Below are 19945 nucleotides of genomic sequence, written 5' to 3'. Positions count from 1 at the left end.
GTTAAATATTGAGTGTTAGTTTATTTAACATAATCAATGCTTAAGCACTAATTTATAGGCTTGTTTTTGTCACTTTCAATAGATTCACTCGAAAGAATGGCTTTGTACAAAAAATAATGGCAAACCATCGTCTTGGTCTTGCAATTTCATCGCTTGCGTACCATCTCGGTATTCAAAGATAACAATAGGGTAATTATCCCAATCAACAACATAAAAACGTCGATTGTTAATGATTAGATGATGTTCAGTAAATTGGTGTTGTAATAAGCGTATAAATTTACTTTTATTGGGTGAGAGTAGATTTAACTCACGTATATGATCTGAATCTGATTGAGCACTAAGTTTGCCGCGATGTTTTTCATTCAAGCTGAGATAGACATGACGTGTTTCGTAGGTCGAGCAACTTTAAGTTTGTGAGCCACGGTATATGGAGAGCCTAAAGCAAAACCTATAAGTAAGAAATGATGATGAGCATTGTATTAAGCTTAGAATATGTTATATTTATATGTAAATGTTATTTAACATAATATACATTATGCGAAATAAAAACAATTAAGCAATTGTATTTAAATATAATATTGTCTTAAATTTCATTAAAATTATTCGAATTAATATTTATGTTTAAGATTTTTAAAATATTAATAAAACCCTTAAAAATGAATCTTATCTCGATGAAGATCCACGATATTTAACCAAGCTTTGGTTGCCGGACTCATCGCGACAGATGTATTCCACGCCATACTCAGTGTCCAATTTAATTGTGGTTTAGATAATACAGTCCAGCAAAATTTATCCCTATCGAGCTGTTCACAATAAATTTTAGGTAAAATGGCGATCCCCATATTAAATTCAACCATTTTTGCAATGAAGTCCCACTGACTACTTTTACACACCACTTTGGGGTCAAAACCAATTGAATTTGCTGCTTGAATGATCATCTTGTTCAAAGTAAATGAATCTGCATAAAGTAAGAATGTTTCCTCACTTAACTCAACTAAATCAACCGAGTCTCGATAATCCCAATGAGAATTTCTCTTTGCTAACAAGCACATTGGAGAATCTAACACAGGAATTGCTGCAAAATTAGGTCTTAAATTTCCCAATAAAATCCCAACATCAATGCTTTTATCCGCAATCGCTTCTTCAATACCATTTGCACCAACTTCTAAAAATTTTAGTTGAATATCCGGATAGTTTTGATGAAATAACGCAATCAAAGGACTGAGTAATACAGAGCCTAATGGCGGTAAGCCAATAATTAATTGCCCTTTTTTTAAATTTTTAACTTGAACTAAGCTCTCTAAAAGTTGTTTTTGTTCGGTTAGCATTTTTAAAGCATGTTGATAAATGAGTTCTCCCTCATAAGTCAATACAACTTCCCTTTTTCTTCCTGATTCACCTTTTTTAAATAACGCCGTGCTTAAATCTTCTTCTAAGTTTTTGATTGTTTTACTAATCGTGGGTTGTGTCATGAACAAGTGTTCCGCAGCCAAAGTGAAGCTTCTACAATTCACAATTTCTACAAAGACTTTGAGTGCTTTAATATCCATAAACATTCCAAAAAAGCATAATTTAAGATTTACTATTCATAATTTAGCATGAGAATTATCATTAAAATATCTCATCTCCTGAAAAAATCAGTCATTCATGTCTACATCCGTACACAGATTCCAATTGAAATCCATTTTCACCAACTGTCTACAAGTTATATTTTTAATCCTAATTTGGTGGGTCGGTTCAATCATTCAAAAACAGTTTAACTTACCTGTCTCAGCAGCTGTGATTGGATTATTTATGCTATTGATCGGGCTAATGACTGGTCTATTAAAACTTGGTTGGATTAAATCTGGATCAGACTTTATTCTTGGTGAATTGGTTTTATTCTTCATTCCTTGTTTTATTGGTTTGATGAAATATAAAACTTTATTTATGACTGAAGGTTGGCAATTAATTGTCGTTGTTGTACTTGGCACAATTTGTGTGATGGTGTTTACAGCATATAGCGTGCATTTGGGTTTTAAAATTGAGCATAGATTAAAACAGCATCAGTCAAATAAAACGATGCATGTCATGCATGGAGATAAATAATGTCTATTATTTCAATCCTTTGTTTTATAGGTACATTGATTGCGTATGTTTTAGTTAAACAACTGTATCGTAAATATCCTTATCTTGTTTTATCTCCAGCTATTTTTGTACCGACAATTTTAATCATTATTTTACTGTGCACACATGTATCTTATGATACTTATATGCTTGATAGTCAATGGATTATCTGGATGTTAGGTCCTGCAACTGTGGCTTTTGCGATTCCGATTTATGAATATCGTGCCATTATTAAAGAACATTTGATCTCGATCAGCATGGGGGTTGTGATTGGTATGTTTGCCGGGATGATCAGTGCTTACTATTTGGCGAAATTATTTCATTTCGACCAAACTACGACTTATAGTTTAATGGCTCGTTCCATTTCTACACCATTTGCCATGGAACTCAGTACTCATATTGGCGGTTCTGTCGAATTGGTGATTTTATTCACCATGATTACAGGTGTGACTGGGATGCTAATCGGAGATTTGGTTTTAGGTGGTTTAAAACTTAAGTCACGTTTTGCGCAAGGTGCTTCTTTGGGCAATGCAGCGCATGGTTTTGGAACCAGTAAAGCGTATATGCGTGATAAAGAAGAAGGTGTAATTGCAAGTTTAACCATGGTATTAGCAGGAATTTTTATGGTTTTAGTTGGACCATTTATTGTCCATTTGATTGTAAAAATCTTTGGTTAATCATTCATTTTCTGTTGAATAAAAACCTTCTCGATACTTGAGAAGGTTTTTTTATATTCTGAATACTTTTATCTAGCAGGTGTTTGAATAGTTTTTGGTAGGAAATTCACCAATAATAAACCGATTAGTGCAGATAAACCTGCAATGATGAAAATAGATTGACCTGTCAATTGTTCCCAATATTGTCCTGCTAAAATACTACCTGAAGCCACACCCAGCCCCCACATGGTGCTATACAGTGCTTGCCCTCTGCCCTGTTGTTTTGCATTAAAGTTTTGTAGGATGATGCGCATGGCAATAATATGAAATAAACCAAAACTAAATGCATGAAAAGTTTGGGAAATAAATTGTATGGCAAAACTTTCATGAAAATAGCCCGCCAATAGAAAGCGAATACAGGTCATCACAAGGCAAAGCGCCACTAAATTACGCCAAGAAAAACGACTTAAAAAGAAATTGGCATAGTTAAACATGATAATTTCTGCAATCACACCAACTGACCATAAAAAGCCAATTTCAGTTGTGCTAAAACCACCTAATTTTAAATAGTTACTATAAAAGCTATAAAATGGTGCTTGTGCAAAAAGCATAATAAATTCAATTGCAAAGAATGCTGCAACCACTGGTTTTTTTAATATGGGCAATAAGGGTTCTAATATTTTTTGTGAACTTGGTGCAGTGCTAGGTTCTTTGATGGTGAATGACCAAATAAATGCGGTAAATGCAATACATAACAGCATGATCGGTAAATAGTGAATATCGACTACATCCAATAATGCGCCAATGCTAAATACCCCAACAATGAATCCGATCGAACCCCATTTCCGTATTTTTCCATAAGATTCAGTATGTTTGTCGCCTAACCAAAATAGTGTAACGCCTTCAAATTGTGCAAGAATCGCATTTTGGAAGAAGCTAAAAATCAGCATGAGTAATGCAATGGATTGCATATTGTTGGGAATAATAAAGATCAGGAACCAAATGGTCGCTTCCATCCATGTGGCGATACGAACCAGTAGCATTCGTTTGCCTGTTTTGTCTGCGATAAAACCCCAGATAAACGGTGCAAAAATTCGTGTCAGGATGGCTATAGATGAAAGTAATCCAATTTCTTTGTAGTTAAAGCCTTGATCTTGTAGGTATAAACTCCAATACGGCAAAAACGTCCCAACGATTGAATAGTACCAGAAGTAGAATCCACCAAGTTTAGTTTGGATTGTAAGAGGTCGCATAGAGTTGTATTAACTTGTATTTTCAATATGTTAACATATTCTAAGGTTGTATGTATTTGTACTGAATTGCTTACACTTGTAATTCAATAGTCTACAAATAAAAATTATGATAAATAAGGTCTAACCTTAGCTGAGTATTGCTAATTATCCATTTTTGGGATATTGTAATAACAATCTCAACTAGGACAATTCATGAGAGTAATTGCTAAGCGTTCTTTATGCCAATTTTGGGAACAAGTAGGTTATGAAGACTCACAAACACCTTTAGAACTGTGGTATCACGATGTAATAAAAGCAACGTGGACAACACCGCATGATGTCAAGCAATATGCAGGTAATGCCAGTATTTGTGGTAGCAATAGAGTTGTCTTTAATATTGGTGGCAACAAATACCGCTTAGTCGTAGAAATCCAATATCAAGCCAGTATTGTATGGGTTAAATTCATAGGTACTCATGCCCAATACGATAAAATAGATGTGGAGACAGTAAATGAATATTAAGCCCATTCGTAATGATGATGATTTAACAGCAACATTTATTCGTTTAGAAAGTATATTCCAAGCTGAAAATGGTACACCCGAAGCAGACGAACGAGAAGTGCTTGTTACACTCATCGAAGCTTACGAGAACAAACATTATCCAATTGCTCAACCCGACCCAATTGAAGCAATCAAGTGTCGAATGATAGAACGAAATATGACCCCAAAAGATTTAGAACCATATCTAGGCGGGCAAAGTCGAGTATCAGAGGTATTAAATCGTAAACGCGGTTTAAGTTTACGCATGATGAAACAGTTACATCACAATCTTAATATTTCATACGATACTTTAATGGCAGCAACCTGAGAAATAGCCACCTTTCGGTGGCGACTATCAACTCATCCTTGACTAAAAATGCATACAGTCACGTGCATCAAGATGATTTAAAACCTCACCTTTCAAAAGATGAGGTTTTTAAAATTTTATTATCCAATAAAACCCTCAATCAATCCATTCACTTCCGCTGGCTTCTCCGCATGTAACCAATGCCCTACACCCTCAATTGTTTCAATTTGAACATTGCTAAACTGTGTATTAACCGCTTCAAAATGCTCAGGCTTGGAAAGATAAGGCGAATTTCCACCTTTAATAAATAAAGTCGGTACAGCATTTACAGTTTGAACATCCCAACTCAAAATATCAGCATAATGGTGATAAAGTGCCTTCACATTAAACAACCACTGTCCTTTATTCCATGATTTCAACAAGAACTGAATCACCATTTCTTCATTTAAAAACTGACGCATGATTTCAGTCGCTTCTTTACGAGATTCAACTTGTGCTTCTTCAACAGCAAATAAAGCTTTAAAAATTTGATTATGATGATTTTCTTGATATGCAAAAGGTGTCATATCTAAAACGATTAATTTCTGTAGGTGATCTGAAGCGGTTTGTTGCATTAAATCAGCCAATTTCATGGCGATTTTTCCACCCATCGAGTGCCCAATCACAATGAAATTTTGAATATTTAAATGATCAATAGTTTCTAAAATATCATTTGCCATTAAATTATAATTCATTTCATCAGAATGAGCTGAATGCCCATGATTACGCACATCTATTTGTAAAATATCGAATTTACCTTGAAAAGCACGTGCAATAATGCCCAAATTACTCAAACTACCAAATAAGCCATGAATCAAAACCAAAGTTTGGGTTTCAACTGAAGATTCAATACGATCAAATTGATAATTGAGGAGCATGAACAAACCATCCATTGATAAATTTAAACTTTATTCAATGATGACAAGAAGTTGCTAGTTGAACAATGCTTTTATGTATATAAAATGATGAATTAAAAAAGGTATATGTAAAAACATATACCTTCGATTGAAAATAAAGAAAATTAAAAAATTATTTCAACTGACCAACAGTCAACTCTTGATTGAGAAGTTTTTTAATCTTTTCATCCATTTGCTGTTTGCTTACTTTTTTACCCGCAAATTCTTCAGCTTGTTTCATAAACTGAACATAGTGCGCTTTTTTATCATCATCTTTTTGACGCGTGAATTTTAGACCTAAAACTTCATTTTGTTGGAACGCTTTATCCCAAGCTGCACGAACTTCTGACCAGTATGCTTTATTTTTTTCCCAATAGTCATAGGCAGGTTTAAAGTCAGTTTTGCTAACGCGCTCATATTGGTTTAAGCCGAGTTCACGTGCTAAAGGCTTTTGAGTTTTTGTATCAAACTTAATGTTATTTTGCTCATGTACCCAACCATCTGCGGTGATCGCTTGGCGGTTGATGCCTGAAATAATGTCATAATCATCACGTGTAGTCAGTTCACGACGTGGTAAAGGACGATAAGTTTCCGCAGAAGTCCAAGCCTCGATACCATGATCACTTGTCCAATTGCCCAATGCTGCATAACGTGGAGAATCATCCACTTGCCATACGGTTTGTAGCCATTTGCCTTTACTTTGCTCTTTAGTCAGTTGAACTTTTTTCCACTGATAATTCCCCACATAGCTCCACATACTGGTTGGTTCATATTCCCAGTCTTGACGCCAATGTTTAACGACATGCTCACCTGCTAAAAGCAAATGTTGTAGAGATACTTTATTCGGCGTGTCTTCAATCACAAAAACAGTTTCAAAACCTTTAGAAATGTCTGGTGGCAAAATGTCATAGCCACTTTTTACCGAATAAATTTCCTCAAAACGGAATGTTACTTGGTACTCACCCACCATTTTCAAAATCGCTTGGTGCGCTTGAGCTTGACTTAAATTATGAATGAAATCTTGCTGTTGTGTAGTAGGCTGAGTCGTGATTACTGTTTTTTCTTGAGCATGCACACTCGTCCCCCCGAGTACGATTAACGTCAGTAAAGCAGGTATAAAACGTAAATTCATAAAAACAAATCCATATTGTAATAAAACACGTATTTATTTCAGTTGCACTGTTCTTTTGTGGAGAACAAGTTGCTTTTTTGAAATAAAAATCGAGGGTATTGTAAATAATAAAGATAATGATTACTATTTATAAATGATAATTATTTTCATTGATGAAATTTTAACGTGAATATCTGCTCCCTCTACCCGCTACATTTCAAACGTAATCTTTTGCTTCTTAGCCTCTTTGCAAATGGATGCATCATCCATCAATCAGCTTTTGCTGAGATGGCAACAGAAGAATCAGTAAAATTAAATACCATCGTCGTCACAGCCACACGTTCAGAAAAGAAATTGGTCGATAGCCCAATTCGCACAGAGATTGTGGATGAACAAGAACTGATTCGTACCAATGCCATTACCCTAAAGGATGCTTTAGAAAATATTCCAGGAATTTTATTACGTGAAATTCATGGAAAATCAGGTTATGAAATTTCTCTGCAAGGCTTAACCAGTGATCAAGTTTTGGTACTGATTGATGGGCTTCCTTTGGCAGCAAGTACCAGTTCTACTGTTGATTTAGATCAATATTTAGTGTCAGGTATAGATCACATTGAAGTGGTCAAAGGCGCAGCTTCAGCACAATACGGTTCTTCTGCAATGGGTGGTGTAATCAACATCATCACCAAAAAAGTCAGTGATGGTTTTTCAGCTTCTGGGCAAGTGGATATTGGTTCTTATGGCAAGCAAAACGCCAATGGAAAATCCGTATCCATTAATAATCATCATGAAAAAGTCCAACTCGAAGCAAAACAAGGCAGTTTTCAAGGACGCTTGATTGCAGACCAACTTATAAGTGACGGTTTTGCAGTAAATCCTGACAATTATCCCTTACAGGGCGATATTCAAAAACGCCAACAATATGCTTTATATGGTGCGTGGCAACCTTCAGATCAGTTCTCGATATGGGCAGATTTCAATGATTATCAAGAAAAAGATCATCAACGGAGTTTAGTGTTTATTTCCCCATCCAATCGTGAACAAGCCAAAGTTGAAGATATTGAACGTCAACGTTTCAGTGCTGGTGGTCAATATAAAACTGCCAATAAAATTGCTTTTGATGTCAAAGCAGTACATGAAACTTATGACACCACATCAACACAAACAACGGATGGCTATTTATCGGCTTTACGCAATTCAAATCAAGAAAATAACCATTTTAGTTCGCAAGTTTCATTGCCTACATGGCATAAACAAAATTGGCAGATGGGCTATGATTGGCACGAAGAACAATTAGAACAAAGCAATAATGGCAAATTTGAAATGCAAGGTGGCAAAGTTTCACGCGATCGCCACGAATTTTATCTGCAAAATGATGCTGCATTGACAGACAAAATAGATGCAGTCTTCGGTTGGCGTTTCCAAGATGACCAAGATTTTGGTGATCATAATGCTTTTAAATTCAGTACCAAATATCGCTTTTATCAAGAGAATGATTTATTTGCAGATTTAAGATTGAGTTATGGTCAAGGCTACCGTGTACCAAACTTAAAAGAACGCTTTTATTCATTTGATCATAGCCATTTAGGTTATATCGTCATTGGTAATCCAAATTTAAAGCCTGAATCTTCAGATAGTTATCAATTGGGTTTAAGCCTAGTTAAAAGTGAGCTTTGGAACGCTGATTTCAATCTATTTTGGAATGATGTCAAAGATCTAATTCAGACTGATTATGACAATGCCGTGGTGTCGAATGGCATCACGCAATATTCCTATAGCAATGTCGCAAAAGCTGAAACTAAGGGTTTTGAAACATCTGCACAATGGAATATCACGCCCTATTTGGCTTTAAACGGTTCGTATACCTATACAGAAGCAAGCGATAAAACTACAGGTTTAGATTTGACGCGCCGTCCTAAGCATATTGCACGTTTAGGCAGTAATTATTCCGTCAATGATCAATTGGATGTGACCCTGCGTGCGCGTTATCAAAGCCAAGAATATGGTGACAGTGCCAATCAATATTCATCACCAAATTGGTTCACCTTAGATAGTCAACTGGACTACAAAATTTCCCCTTATGTCAGTGCCTTTGTTGGTATGGACAATATTTTTAATGAACAACGTGATTTCTCTGCTTCATTTGATTATCGCCCAATTTCAGGACGATATACCTATATGGGCTTACGTTTTAATTGGAATAAAAAAGCTTCATAACCCTTTATTTACGATCAATTTAGCGATCAATCTAAATCATCAATTCAGTCATCGACTTAATCAACAAAAGGATTATTCACACTCATGTTAAATACGAATTTAACTCGACTTTTTGCCGTTTCAACGTTGGGACTTTTGCTGACTGCTTGCGGTGGAGGCGGTGGCGATAGTAGCACTGGCGGTTCAACGACGACTCCACCTGTAACCAATACAGATTTATTCACTATCAAAAACAAGGAATGGGTTATTCAGCCTGCTTCAAATACTTCATATTGCTATGATATTGATACCCAAGCTCAAATTACTTGTGAAGGTACAGATTGGGATCTTAAATTTGCAATGGGTACACGTACACCGATGCTATTTACCAACAGTGGTGTCAGTGGTTCAGGGCAAGGAGGTGCATTATATTCACCGTTTGATGGACAATGGGATACCCTTTCAAAAGAATTAGACGCAACACAAAAAGGAAGTTTACCAAGTGCGGCTTGGTTGGTAGATAGCTATAGTAATGCTTTCATGGATACCACAAATGGTGGTTTCAATAGTTTCTTTGAATATGATTTATTTGGTGATCACCGTATGTCACCAAACTTTAAGACTTATTTACTCACTACCGATAAGAGTAAAACCGATACGATTGGTACCGCAGAAAAACCTGTTTTTGCCATGCAAATTGTTGATTATTATAAAGGGACAGCTTCTGGGAATATCACTTTACGCTATTTAAATACACTGGATAATAATGTTAAAACCTTATCTGTTGATGCAACTCAAGGTTGGACTTATGTCAATTTAATCACTGGACAAGTCAGCAACAATAATAGCACTGGTACATGGCAAATTGCTTTTAATCGCTACAATGTACAATTGAATAGCGATATTGGTGCTGCTGTTGCATCGCAACCTGTTGGTTTTTATGATGTAAATGGCAAAGTGATCTTAGAAAAATTTAAAGATACCAATGCTGTAACAGCAACATTAGCTGATTTACAAAATGCAGTTTCAGCAAAAGGGTTTAAATGGGGTTCAAATACTGTAACTTCGGTATTAAATCCGAGTTTCCAAGGTACTTATCCAAGTAAATTGAGTTATGGATGGTATTACTATTATCCAACACTGGCATCAGCTCAAGCAGATGGATTACAAGCTCAACACGTATTAGGTGCGAATCCAAATGGTGCAAGTATGATTCGTGGTAATAAAGGCAATAGCTATGCACGCATGCATTTAAAATCAATTGCCTATGCAGATCCAACCAATAATGCTAGTGCAACCACATGGACCTTTGAATTTGATATTCAACCTACAAAATAAGTGCATTGAAATAAGTTAAATTTACCTGTTAAAACGGAGTTCCCGCTCCGTTTTATCGTTTCACTCTTTTCTCTTATAGTTTTAAGCGCTAAGTTCACGATTTAACGGCTTTATATAAGCTAAAGTTGAATGAATTATTCAAATTATTCTTCAATCTGCTGTTGAGTGAACCTTTAAAATACATATATGATCAAGGCTCAATAACTTCGTTTGATTTAGGACTTTGAACCATGTTTCAACATGTAGATCCTTATGCAGGTGATCCAATCCTGTCCCTGATGGAAGCTTATGGTAAGGATGAACGAACCAATAAAGTAAATTTAAGTATTGGTCTTTATTATAATGAGGATACGATCGTTCCTCAGTTAAACTCAGTCCGTGCTGCTTTAAAAAATATCGAACCAACAAATGATAAAGTAAAACTTTATTTACCTATGGATGGTTCAAAGTCTTATAACGAAGCGACCCAAAAGTTAGTTTTAGGTGAAAATAGCCAAGCGCGTAAAGATGGTCGTGCAGTCACGATTCAAACTTTAGGTGGTTCTGGTGCACTGAAAGTTGGTGCAGATTTTCTTAAAAAATATTTCCCTGAATCAGATGTTTGGGTAAGCCAACCGACTTGGGAAAACCACATTGCAATTTTTAATGGTGCAGGTGTGAACTCGCATTTTTATCGTTATTTCGATGCAGCGACCAATGGTGTTGATATTGAAGGCATGCTTGCGGATTTAAATACAATTCCTGCAAAAGGTATTGTGTTGCTACACCCCTGTTGTCACAACCCAACAGGTGCAGATTTAACGCCTGCTGAATGGGATCGTGTGATTGAGGTATTAAAAGCACGTGATTTGATTCCTTTCTTGGATATTGCTTATCAAGGTTTTGGTCAAGGTTTAGAAGAAGATGCGTATGCAATTCGTGCTTTAGACCAATCAGGCATGAACTTTATTGTCAGCAATTCATTCTCTAAAATCTTCTCGCTTTATGGTGAGCGTGTCGGTGGTTTGTCATTCATTTGTGATGATAAAGAAACTGCGCAAAAAGTTTTAGGTCAATTAAAAGCAACTGTGCGCCGTATCTACTCTAGCCCACCTACCACAGGTGCTTTAGTTGTTGATAATGTCTTGAACAATGCAGATTTGACTGAACAATGGCATGCTGAATTAAAAGAAATGCGTGAGCGTATTATTCAGATGCGTGAGTTGTTTAAAGCTAAATTATCAGCTGCTTTACCTGAGCGTAATTTTGACTATTTAACAGCACAACAAGGCATGTTCAGTTATACCGGTTTAACTGCTGAACAAGTGGATATTTTGAAAGATAAATATGCAATTTACTTAGTGCGTAGTGGTCGTATGTGTGCTGCTGGCTTAAATCTTAAAAATATTGATTATGTGGCTGATTCTGTTGCAGAAGTGATTAAAGCGACATCTTAATCATTGATCAATAAATTTCAAAAGACCCAAGTTCACTTGGGTTTTTTTATTCATAAAATCAAAAGTCATCTTGCGCAATTTTATTGACAAATTGAGTTCATTTTATACAATAGCACTCATTCCCTCGTCATATAAAAGAGTAACGCCAATGAAGTAAGTCATTTTCCCATCAAATTATTTGTTCTTTTTTGATGTGTAAAATAGACCACACTTTATGCTTTGCTTACTCATGCTCTACAAAAATATCTTTAAACTTTTGTTATTTACGGCATTCATTTGACTATTTTGCACATCCTGTTTTTTATAAGGATGCGTGTATATGACTCAACAAGCGTGTATCGTTTCAAATCTAAGTTTAGCTTTCCCTACTCAAAGTATGTTTGAACAATTGAATTTTGTGCTGCATGCGGGGAAAACTTCAGCTTTGATCGGTCGTAATGGTTTAGGTAAATCATTACTTTTTAAAATTTTAAATTCTCCATCACCGGTTGAAATTCCCTATTTAGGGCAAGTTTCATGGAATATGCCACATGAATATTTAGCACAGATTCAAAGGCTAGATGCAGAAAATATCGCTCAAGCCTTGGATGTAGATACTTTATATAATGCTTTTCAGCGTATTGAAAATAACACTGCCAATTTTTCAGATTTTGATTTGGTTGAAAATGATTGGGATGCACCACAGCAATGGCTAAAAATCTTGTCCAATGCCAATTTACCTCACGATTTAAATTTTCCAATTCAGCAACTGAGTGAGGGACAAAAAACCAAACTGGCACTATGTCGTTTATTTTTAAAACAAGATCATTATCTACTTTTAGATGAACCAAGTAACCATCTAGATACGGAATCAAGGCAATGGCTTATTCAATCTATTCATGCACATAAAGCAGGTGTCTGTGTGATTAGTCATGATCTGAGATTATTGAACGAAGTTGAGTATATTTATGCTTTGAGTGAGTTGGGGTTGCAGCAGATCACTGGAAACTATGAAGTATATGCTGTGCAACATCAGCAACAATTGAATGCTTTAAGTAAATCTGTTGAGCAAGAGAAACGTGATATTCAACACCTGAAACAGCAACAACATGAAAGTTTGATGAAAGCTCAAAAACGACAGCGTAACGGTCGTCAATTACGTGACTCAAATTCTCAAGCAAAAATCTTACTCGATTTTAATAAAGAACAAGCCAGTCAAAGTCTTGAGAAATTAAAAAATCAACAGATGAGACAGCATGAAGATAGCCAAGCTCAACTTTCGGAACAGCAAAGTCGCTTAGAAAAAATCAAGCCACAAAAGTTTGATTTTCAATTTAAAACGACTAAACATGGTGAAATTTTAAGAATTAATGATTTGAAATTGCCCTTTGCTTCGCAACAAAAGATAAAACTTTCGCTTCAAGCGGGTGAAAAAATTCAACTTAAAGGTGCGAATGGGATTGGTAAATCGACTTTGCTCAAACACATTGTTCAGCATGTAAATAATTTTGAAGTTTCACCAGAAATTTACTACACAGGAAATGTGCTGTATTTGGATCAGAATTTTAGCTTATTGAATGATGAGCTTTCAGTTCTGGAAAATTTAGCGCGTTTTAATTCGACTTTACTAGAAGTTGAATGGCGAAATTTACTTGGACAATTACGAATTCGTCGTGAAAAATCATTGCTCAAATTGGCACAACTGAGTGGTGGTGAAAAACTGAAAGTTACTTTATTGGCAATCAGTCATAGTCAGGAAAGTATTGATTTATTGCTGTTGGATGAACCTGAAAATCATCTAGATTTAGAGTCTAAACAATTATTGGCTCAAGCCATTCAACAATTTCAAGGTGCAATAATTTTAGTTTCACATGATGATTATTTTGTTGAGCAATGTGGAATCAGCAGTGAGTATAAAATGCTGTAAAAGCATATAAAAAGATGATTGGATACTTGATTCAATCATCTTTCATTCTCGTGCTATACGTGATGTTCTAAATTCACTACTTTTAAATTAACCACATGAAGCATTAGTAATTTTTTTCGTTGCAGGATCTACAGTAACCGTAACACGTTCAATACGATAGTCCATCGTCATTGGTTGATTTGGCGCTAACTTACGAACAATAGTCGCTTTGGTCAATTGTTTAATTTTAGCTTCTGATAAATCATTTTGGCCAACAAGTTTCGCAGCCTCTGCTGCAACACATTCTGTCGGTTTACTTGGTGTTGAGTTTGTTGGCTCACTTGATGGTACAGATGAACAAGCTGAAACAGCAAAAGCCATACAACCTAAAAGTGCAATATTTTTAATCATAATTTGTATCCCCAAAAATTGTATCAACTACACCATAACAAAAATATTCTGAATCGTAAAATTTATATATAAAATTCATATTCTTGCGATTAAAACCAGTGCAGAAAAACTAAACACTGGCTTTATATCGTTTTAAAAATTAGAAGTGAATCACAGTACGAATAGATTTTCCTTCATGCATTAAATCAAATGCTTCATTGATTTTATCGAGGCTCATGGTATGAGTGACAAATGGCGCAAGTTGAATATCACCTTTCATGGCGTCTTCAACCATACCTGGAAGTTGTGTACGTCCTTTCACGCCACCAAATGCTGTCCCCATCCATTTACGACCAGTAACCAATTGGAATGGGCGAGTTGAAATTTCTTGTCCTGCACCAGCAACACCAATAATCACAGATTGTCCCCAACCACGGTGCGCACATTCAAGTGCTGAACGCATGACATTGGTATTTCCAATACATTCAAATGAATGGTCTACGCCCCAACCTGTCATTTCTACAATGACTTGTTGGATCGGTTGATCATAATCTTTTGGATTTAAGAAATCAGTCGCACCAAATTCTTTGGCAAGTTCAAATTTATCTGGGTTCGTGTCGATGACGATAATGCGCCCTGCCTTTGCTTGGCGAGCGCCTTGAACAACAGCCAAACCAATTCCGCCTAAACCAAATACTGCGACAGAATCACCTTCCTGAACTTTAGCAGTATTGTGAACAGCACCAATACCTGTAGTTACACCACAACCCAATAAACAAACGTGTTCAGGGTTTGCTTCAGGATTAATTTTTGCCAAAGACACTTCTGCAACGACGGTATATTCACTAAATGTTGAACAGCCCATGTAGTGGTAAATCGGTTCACCATTGTATGAAAAACGTGTTGTGCCATCTGGCATTACACCTTTGCCTTGTGTTGCACGTACAGATGTACATAAGTTAGTTTTACCAGATTTACAGAATAAACATTCACCACATTCAGCAGTATATAAAGGAATCACGTGATCGCCAGGTTGAACTGAAGTCACACCCTCACCCACTTCAACCACAATTCCTGCACCTTCGTGTCCAAGTACTGCGGGAAATACACCCTCTGGGTCATCACCAGATAAAGTAAAAGCATCCGTATGACATACACCTGTGTGGGTGATTTTTACAAGGACTTCACCTTTTTGAGGTGGAGCGACATCAAGTTCTACAATTTCTAAAGGTTTCCCTGGACCAAATGCAACAGCAGCACGTGATTTCATAGCTCAATATCCTAATGAATTTGCTTTTTAACAGTTGGACTACATTAACCTTTTTTGCTTTACAGATTCAACCATTAACGAGATGATATGATTTAGTATATTTTAAAGTACTCATTTCAAAAAAATGAATTATTTGAAGCCTACACTCGTAATAATGCTATGCACATTTATCATTTCTGGATGTAGCCTACCTATGAATCAATCAACAGAAGTACAACAAATTGCAGAACATCCAGAACAATGGATCAATGAACCACAAGTAAAAAATATGCTTACTCAAGGGCTAACTGCATATCTCGCCATGAATGATGCTTATCAGAGTATTGCATCTCGTATTCACTTAATCCGTAAAGCTAAACATAACCTTGATTTGCAATACTATATTTGGGCTGATGATTTTATTGGCAATCTCATGTTGCATGAATTACTTAAAGCGGCTGATCGCGGTGTTAAAGTCAGATTGCTAATTGATGATCAAAATGGCACAAAAATTGATGATCAACTGAGTGCGTTACTCAGCCATCCCAATATTTCGATCAAACTCTATAACCCTTATAAATATCGAAAATTTCGTGTGATGGATTATTTGCTCCGCATGAATCAAGTTAACCATCGTATGCATAATAAATTGATTATTGCCGATGGTGCGATTGCTGTGACAGGTGGGCGTAATATCAGTAGCGAATATTTTGATGCCAGTGAATCTTTCCAATTTACTGATATGGATATTTTATTTTTTGGTCATGCAGTACATCGTGCCAATGAGGTTTTTACAGATTTTTGGAACTTTGAACTAAGCTACCCAGTTGAGCAATTTATTCCGAAAGGTACAACGCAAGACCTTCTGCTGTTACGTGGTCATTTTGAACAATTAGAACAGAAAGACAAAGCGACCGATGCAAAAGTTGATCTTGAGCAGAAAGAACTTGCGAATGAATTGAATCAGAATAAAGTCAGTTGGGCTAAAGCAGAGTTTCTTGCAGATTCACCAAAGAAAAGTTTAGGGCATGCCCAAGGAAGTGAATTGATTTCTCATCAAATTCGAGAACATCTTGGCGATCCTAAAGAAGAAATGGACTTGATTGCTGCTTATTTTGTTCCGACAAAAAACGGGGTAAATTTTATCAATCAATTTCCTAAACAGAATGTAAATGTCAGGATATTAACCAATTCTTTTGTGGCAAATGATGTTGCTTTAGTACATGCTTTTTATCAAAAATATCGTGTGGATCTACTCAAAGGTGGTGCAAAGCTTTATGAATTTAAGCCTTATATAGAGCGTAAGCGCCGTACTTGGTATGAAGTTGTTACGGGTAATGTGATTCCCAAAAAAGGGAAAAATAAATCGAGTTTACATGCGAAATTTATAGAAATAGATAATAAAGTTTTTATTGGTTCATTTAATCTCGACCCAAGATCTTTCAATATCAATACTGAGGTGGGTTTGGTTGTTGAATCCGACCCATTACAAGAACAGATTTCACACTTATTAGACCGTACATTGCTCACTGTTGCTTACGAACTTAAACTTGATCCCAAAGGGCAAATCATTTGGCGAGATCATCGTTCAGATGGAAAAGTCGTTGAATATAAAGTTGACCCTGAAACAACAAGATTCCAAAGATTCATGATGTACAGTGTGTCATATTTACCCATTGAATGGATGATGTAATATGAATGTCATTACATTAAAATTACTCATAAAAATGACTATACATAACATTCAAATAAACATAAGCCTTTAATTTCTTTAACTAAAGCTACATCATTGAATCCCGCATTCTTTAATGCCTGAAAATGCTCATGTTGAGACATATAAAGTTCGTTATTTTTCATCGCGTCTGGTGCAAAGATATGGTCACAAACAAAATAAACAGCTTGCGGTTTCAAAAGTGATTTAACCTCTTGATGAAACTGTGTCGCGTAATGCTTATGTCTCAGTTCGTGTAAAGCTTGATGAATAATCACCACATCATATTGAGCTAACTGCGCTCTCCATTCAGCTGTTTTAAAATCACAAAGAATATATTCAGTTCTTTGTAACTCATTGGCTGATAACTTGCTTTTAGAAAGTGCATGCATAGCTTCTGAAAAGTCAGCTGCTGTGTATTGAATATCACCACACTGAGTTAATAAATGTTTGGCTAAAAATCCAGGTCCTGAACCAATTTCAAGCAAATGGATTGCCCTATTTTCATTATTCATTTTTTGACTGATCTTTTTAGCAAAATCGACATAATAGTCAAAGAATTCATAACGCCACGGTCGTTTTTCATTGACTTCATTTGCCCACACTAAAGCATCTTGCGGATTCTTTAAATCAATCGGACTTGGCACTTCTTTTACATCCATAACTTGATCCTACATTTATTTTCTTCAAGATAAGTTGAATCTTACAATCATTATTCGCTTCCCATTTATACATATTTTGAATCAATAAGGTGAATCGTTTTACTCAACTTTGTAAATGTTTTATTATGCCGTCCTATTCTTTTGTTCCACTTTTATTTGTTTAAGTTTCTCCCTAAATGCAATTTTTTGATTTAAGTAAACAGTTCAATCTTGAAGATATTTTAACGCCTCGTAAAACCTTAGATGATTTAAAAGGTCAACACTGGCATCTCAGTAAAGTTCGTGTGGAATATGATTGCTTAGCGGATCAAGCTATTTTACAAGGTCAAGCAGTACTCAAATCTAATGAAAACATTCAAATCGAATTGGAATGGCTGATTTTAGATACAGGACATGAATTACAAGTGCTGTTTAAAGGCATTGAAACGACAACTCTTGAAGAAACCTTATTGATAATAAAAGGTGTTCAGCTGGTTGATGCAGATAACAATAAAATCAGTACTCAAGCACTTAGTTTATGGATTGATGGCACATTATTACCGCTGATTCCAAATATACGTAAAGAAATTAAATCACGATTAAACCTGTGGGATTATGTCGAATATGATGGATAAGTGATTTAATATTAAAGTCATATCATTTAATTACTTTGAAACCGCAAACTAAATTTGTCATGTCAAATGACTAAGTTCTAATCGCTCAGTTTCAATTGCTGTATTGCCTGTTCGAGTACATCAAAAACTTTTTTATCAATACATTGTGCGACATTAAAACGCATAAATTCTCCTGCGTTTTCAGCTTGGCTAAATGAATTTCCTGGTGCCAAAATGACATCGCTTTTAAGACATAATTTGGATAATTCGGCTGCTTGAATTCCTATCGGTAATTTACACCATAAAAAAATTCCAGCAGTCGGAACATTTAATGGATGTATGTCTAAAACGGCAAGTTTTTGAATCGTATCATTCATTGCTTTATTAAGTTGTTTTTTGAGCCAATCTAAATGCTTTGGATAACTCCCATCAATCAAGGCTTGATAAACAATCTCTGCATTCAAATGGCTATTGCTAAAATTGGTCGCAATTCTCAAATCAATGAGTTGATCAATCAGTTTTGACTCGGCAATGATATAGCCACAGCGGACGGCTGCTGAAAGTGTTTTGGTAAAGCTACCAATTTGAATGACATGCTTGAAACCCGCTAAAGCCGCATAACGTGGCGCTGGTGTGTATTCAAAATCTGAAAAAATTTCATCTTCGACGATTAGTATATTGGCTTGTTCAACCAGTTTTGAAATTTGATACACTGTTTGTAATGAAACCGAAGTGCCTGTTGGGTTATGAATCCCTGAATTCGTTAAATAAATTTTAGGTTTAAGTGTTAAAGCTTGTTCAAACTTTTCAACATCTGGACCATTAGCAGTAAATGGAATTGGCACAGCTTTTAAATGATGCGCTTGGATTAACGCTCTAAAGTTAAAATAACAAGGATCATCAATCAGAATTACATCACCTGCTTGTAGTAAGTGCCTAAAAATAAGGTCTATCGATTGTGTCGCAGAATCCGTAATAAAAATTTGGTTAAGTTGAGTTTTTAAATCAAGTGCCTCTTTTTTCCTAGCGATCAATTGACGTAATTCTAAATGCCCATGCGGTGTTGCATAGTCTGTTAAGAGTATATTTTCAGACTTCGCAACTTGTTTTAATGCTTTACGAATAGACTGCTCAGGCATCCAATTACTGGGTAACCAACCACATCCAGGTTTAAGCACATCTGACTTTGCATCTAAAGATTGTCTTGAAATCCATAAAGGATCTACTTCACGTTGATACTGCACTTCTGTTTCGACAATGGTAAATGTTTTTGTCTTACCCAATACATAGTAGCCAGAGCCTAAACGAGATTCTAAAACACCTTCCGCCACTAATCTTGCGTAAGCCTCGACAACTGTTGAAACAGAGCAATTTAAACGTATCGCAAATTGGCGAACTGAGGGTAAGCGTGAACCCACGATTAAACTTTTATTGGCAATTTGATCTCGAATTATTTGCATGGTTTGATCTATTTTTGTTTTTGCCATGACATAGCTATCCAATAAAATTTGTCTAAAACCTAAATTGTACTGCTTTACAATACATAACAGTTATTTAAAACTGTATTGTAGTGTATCTATTCATTTATTTGCCAGTGC

Annotated in this window: 18 protein-coding genes and 1 pseudogene; 10 read left to right on the top strand and 9 right to left on the bottom strand. The window is 35.7% G+C overall.

Features of this window, described 5'->3' with window-relative positions:
- Positions 1–84 precede the first annotated feature (84 nt).
- Both BEN71_RS09820 and BEN71_RS09815 read right to left on the bottom strand, forming a co-directional pair.
- Entirely contained in the window at positions 85–366 is a 282-nt protein-coding gene (locus BEN71_RS09820) for a hypothetical protein (RefSeq protein WP_086322714.1), read from the bottom strand.
- A gap of 284 nt (positions 367–650) precedes the next feature.
- Positions 651–1550, bottom strand: a complete 900-nt coding sequence (locus BEN71_RS09815) for a LysR substrate-binding domain-containing protein (protein ID WP_068975955.1) — start codon at positions 1548–1550, stop codon at positions 651–653.
- 97 nt (positions 1551–1647) lie between these two features.
- On the opposite strand from BEN71_RS09815, the gene BEN71_RS09810 reads away from it, so the two are divergent.
- Both BEN71_RS09810 and BEN71_RS09805 read left to right on the top strand, forming a co-directional pair.
- Positions 1648–2088 (top strand): CidA/LrgA family protein, encoded by a 441-nt coding sequence (locus BEN71_RS09810; RefSeq protein WP_068975956.1) that lies wholly within the window; start codon positions 1648–1650, stop codon positions 2086–2088.
- Complete coding sequence (locus BEN71_RS09805) at positions 2088–2783, top strand: LrgB family protein (RefSeq protein ID WP_068975957.1); 696 nt, start codon at positions 2088–2090, stop codon at positions 2781–2783. The genes BEN71_RS09810 and BEN71_RS09805 overlap by 1 nt, the downstream gene beginning before the upstream one ends.
- Positions 2784–2851: 68 nt before the next feature.
- Here BEN71_RS09805 and BEN71_RS09800 read toward each other — a convergent pair whose 3' ends face one another.
- Positions 2852–4015 (bottom strand): MFS transporter, encoded by a 1164-nt coding sequence (locus BEN71_RS09800; RefSeq protein ID WP_068975958.1) that lies wholly within the window; start codon positions 4013–4015, stop codon positions 2852–2854.
- A 192-nt stretch (positions 4016–4207) separates the two neighbouring features.
- On the opposite strand from BEN71_RS09800, the gene BEN71_RS09795 reads away from it, so the two are divergent.
- Together BEN71_RS09795 and BEN71_RS09790 are read left to right on the top strand one after the other, a co-directional pair.
- Positions 4208–4516 carry a type II toxin-antitoxin system HigB family toxin gene (locus BEN71_RS09795; protein ID WP_068975959.1) on the top strand — a complete coding sequence of 103 codons (309 nt, stop codon included), beginning with the start codon at positions 4208–4210 and terminating at the stop codon, positions 4514–4516.
- Positions 4506–4862 carry a helix-turn-helix domain-containing protein gene (locus BEN71_RS09790; RefSeq protein ID WP_068975960.1) on the top strand — a complete coding sequence of 119 codons (357 nt, stop codon included), beginning with the start codon at positions 4506–4508 and terminating at the stop codon, positions 4860–4862. The genes BEN71_RS09795 and BEN71_RS09790 overlap by 11 nt, the downstream gene beginning before the upstream one ends.
- A 119-nt stretch (positions 4863–4981) precedes the next feature.
- Here the strand turns inward: BEN71_RS09790 and BEN71_RS09785 are convergent, their stop codons facing one another.
- Positions 4982–5758, bottom strand: a complete 777-nt coding sequence (locus BEN71_RS09785; protein WP_068976001.1) for an alpha/beta fold hydrolase — start codon at positions 5756–5758, stop codon at positions 4982–4984.
- A 151-nt stretch (positions 5759–5909) separates the two neighbouring features.
- Complete coding sequence (locus tag BEN71_RS09780; RefSeq protein WP_068975961.1) at positions 5910–6908, bottom strand: DUF6607 family protein; 999 nt, start codon at positions 6906–6908, stop codon at positions 5910–5912.
- Positions 6909–7175: 267 nt separating this feature from the next.
- Between BEN71_RS09780 and BEN71_RS09775 the strand changes: the two genes are divergently transcribed.
- From BEN71_RS09775 to BEN71_RS09760, 4 genes are all read left to right on the top strand, one after another.
- A complete protein-coding gene (locus tag BEN71_RS09775) occupies positions 7176–9104 on the top strand; it encodes a TonB-dependent receptor plug domain-containing protein (protein ID WP_068975962.1) in 1929 nt (642 codons plus the stop codon).
- An 84-nt stretch (positions 9105–9188) separates the two neighbouring features.
- Positions 9189–10421, top strand: a complete 1233-nt coding sequence (locus tag BEN71_RS09770) for an HmuY family protein (protein ID WP_068975963.1) — start codon at positions 9189–9191, stop codon at positions 10419–10421.
- A 230-nt stretch (positions 10422–10651) separates the two neighbouring features.
- Positions 10652–11857 (top strand): amino acid aminotransferase, encoded by a 1206-nt coding sequence (locus tag BEN71_RS09765; RefSeq protein ID WP_068975964.1) that lies wholly within the window; start codon positions 10652–10654, stop codon positions 11855–11857.
- A gap of 319 nt (positions 11858–12176) precedes the next feature.
- Positions 12177–13763, top strand: coding sequence for an ATP-binding cassette domain-containing protein (locus BEN71_RS09760; RefSeq protein WP_068975965.1), 1587 nt, complete (start codon positions 12177–12179; stop codon positions 13761–13763).
- An 87-nt stretch (positions 13764–13850) separates the two neighbouring features.
- Here BEN71_RS09760 and BEN71_RS09755 read toward each other — a convergent pair.
- Positions 13851–14045 (bottom strand): annotated as a pseudogene (locus BEN71_RS09755) (I78 family peptidase inhibitor); the annotation flags it as partial.
- 247 nt (positions 14046–14292) lie between these two features.
- The gene (locus tag BEN71_RS09750; protein WP_068975967.1) at positions 14293–15402 is read right to left on the bottom strand and encodes an S-(hydroxymethyl)glutathione dehydrogenase/class III alcohol dehydrogenase; all 1110 of its coding nucleotides are present in this window, start codon (positions 15400–15402) and stop codon (positions 14293–14295) included.
- Between the two features lie 193 nt (positions 15403–15595).
- Between BEN71_RS09750 and BEN71_RS09745 the strand changes: the two genes are divergently transcribed.
- Positions 15596–17074 carry a phospholipase D family protein gene (locus BEN71_RS09745; RefSeq protein ID WP_068975968.1) on the top strand — a complete coding sequence of 493 codons (1479 nt, stop codon included), beginning with the start codon at positions 15596–15598 and terminating at the stop codon, positions 17072–17074.
- Between the two features lie 38 nt (positions 17075–17112).
- Here the strand turns inward: BEN71_RS09745 and BEN71_RS09740 are convergent, their stop codons facing one another.
- Positions 17113–17754, bottom strand: a complete 642-nt coding sequence (locus BEN71_RS09740) for a class I SAM-dependent methyltransferase (protein WP_068975969.1) — start codon at positions 17752–17754, stop codon at positions 17113–17115.
- A 176-nt stretch (positions 17755–17930) separates the two neighbouring features.
- Between BEN71_RS09740 and BEN71_RS09735 the strand changes: the two genes are divergently transcribed.
- Positions 17931–18368 (top strand): hypothetical protein, encoded by a 438-nt coding sequence (locus BEN71_RS09735; RefSeq protein ID WP_068975970.1) that lies wholly within the window; start codon positions 17931–17933, stop codon positions 18366–18368.
- A gap of 77 nt (positions 18369–18445) precedes the next feature.
- On the opposite strand, the gene BEN71_RS09730 is transcribed toward BEN71_RS09735, so the two are convergent.
- Positions 18446–19834: an aminotransferase-like domain-containing protein gene (locus BEN71_RS09730; RefSeq protein ID WP_068975971.1), complete on the bottom strand. Its 1389-nt coding sequence runs from the start codon at positions 19832–19834 to the stop codon at positions 18446–18448.
- Between the last annotated feature and the right edge of the window lie 111 nt (positions 19835–19945).

The organism is Acinetobacter wuhouensis (assembly GCF_001696605.3).
In the GTDB taxonomy this organism is placed as follows: Bacteria; Pseudomonadota; Gammaproteobacteria; order Pseudomonadales; family Moraxellaceae; genus Acinetobacter; species Acinetobacter wuhouensis.
Note: the sequence above shows the minus strand (reverse complement) of the source record. Positions and strands in the feature narration are given on the sequence as shown.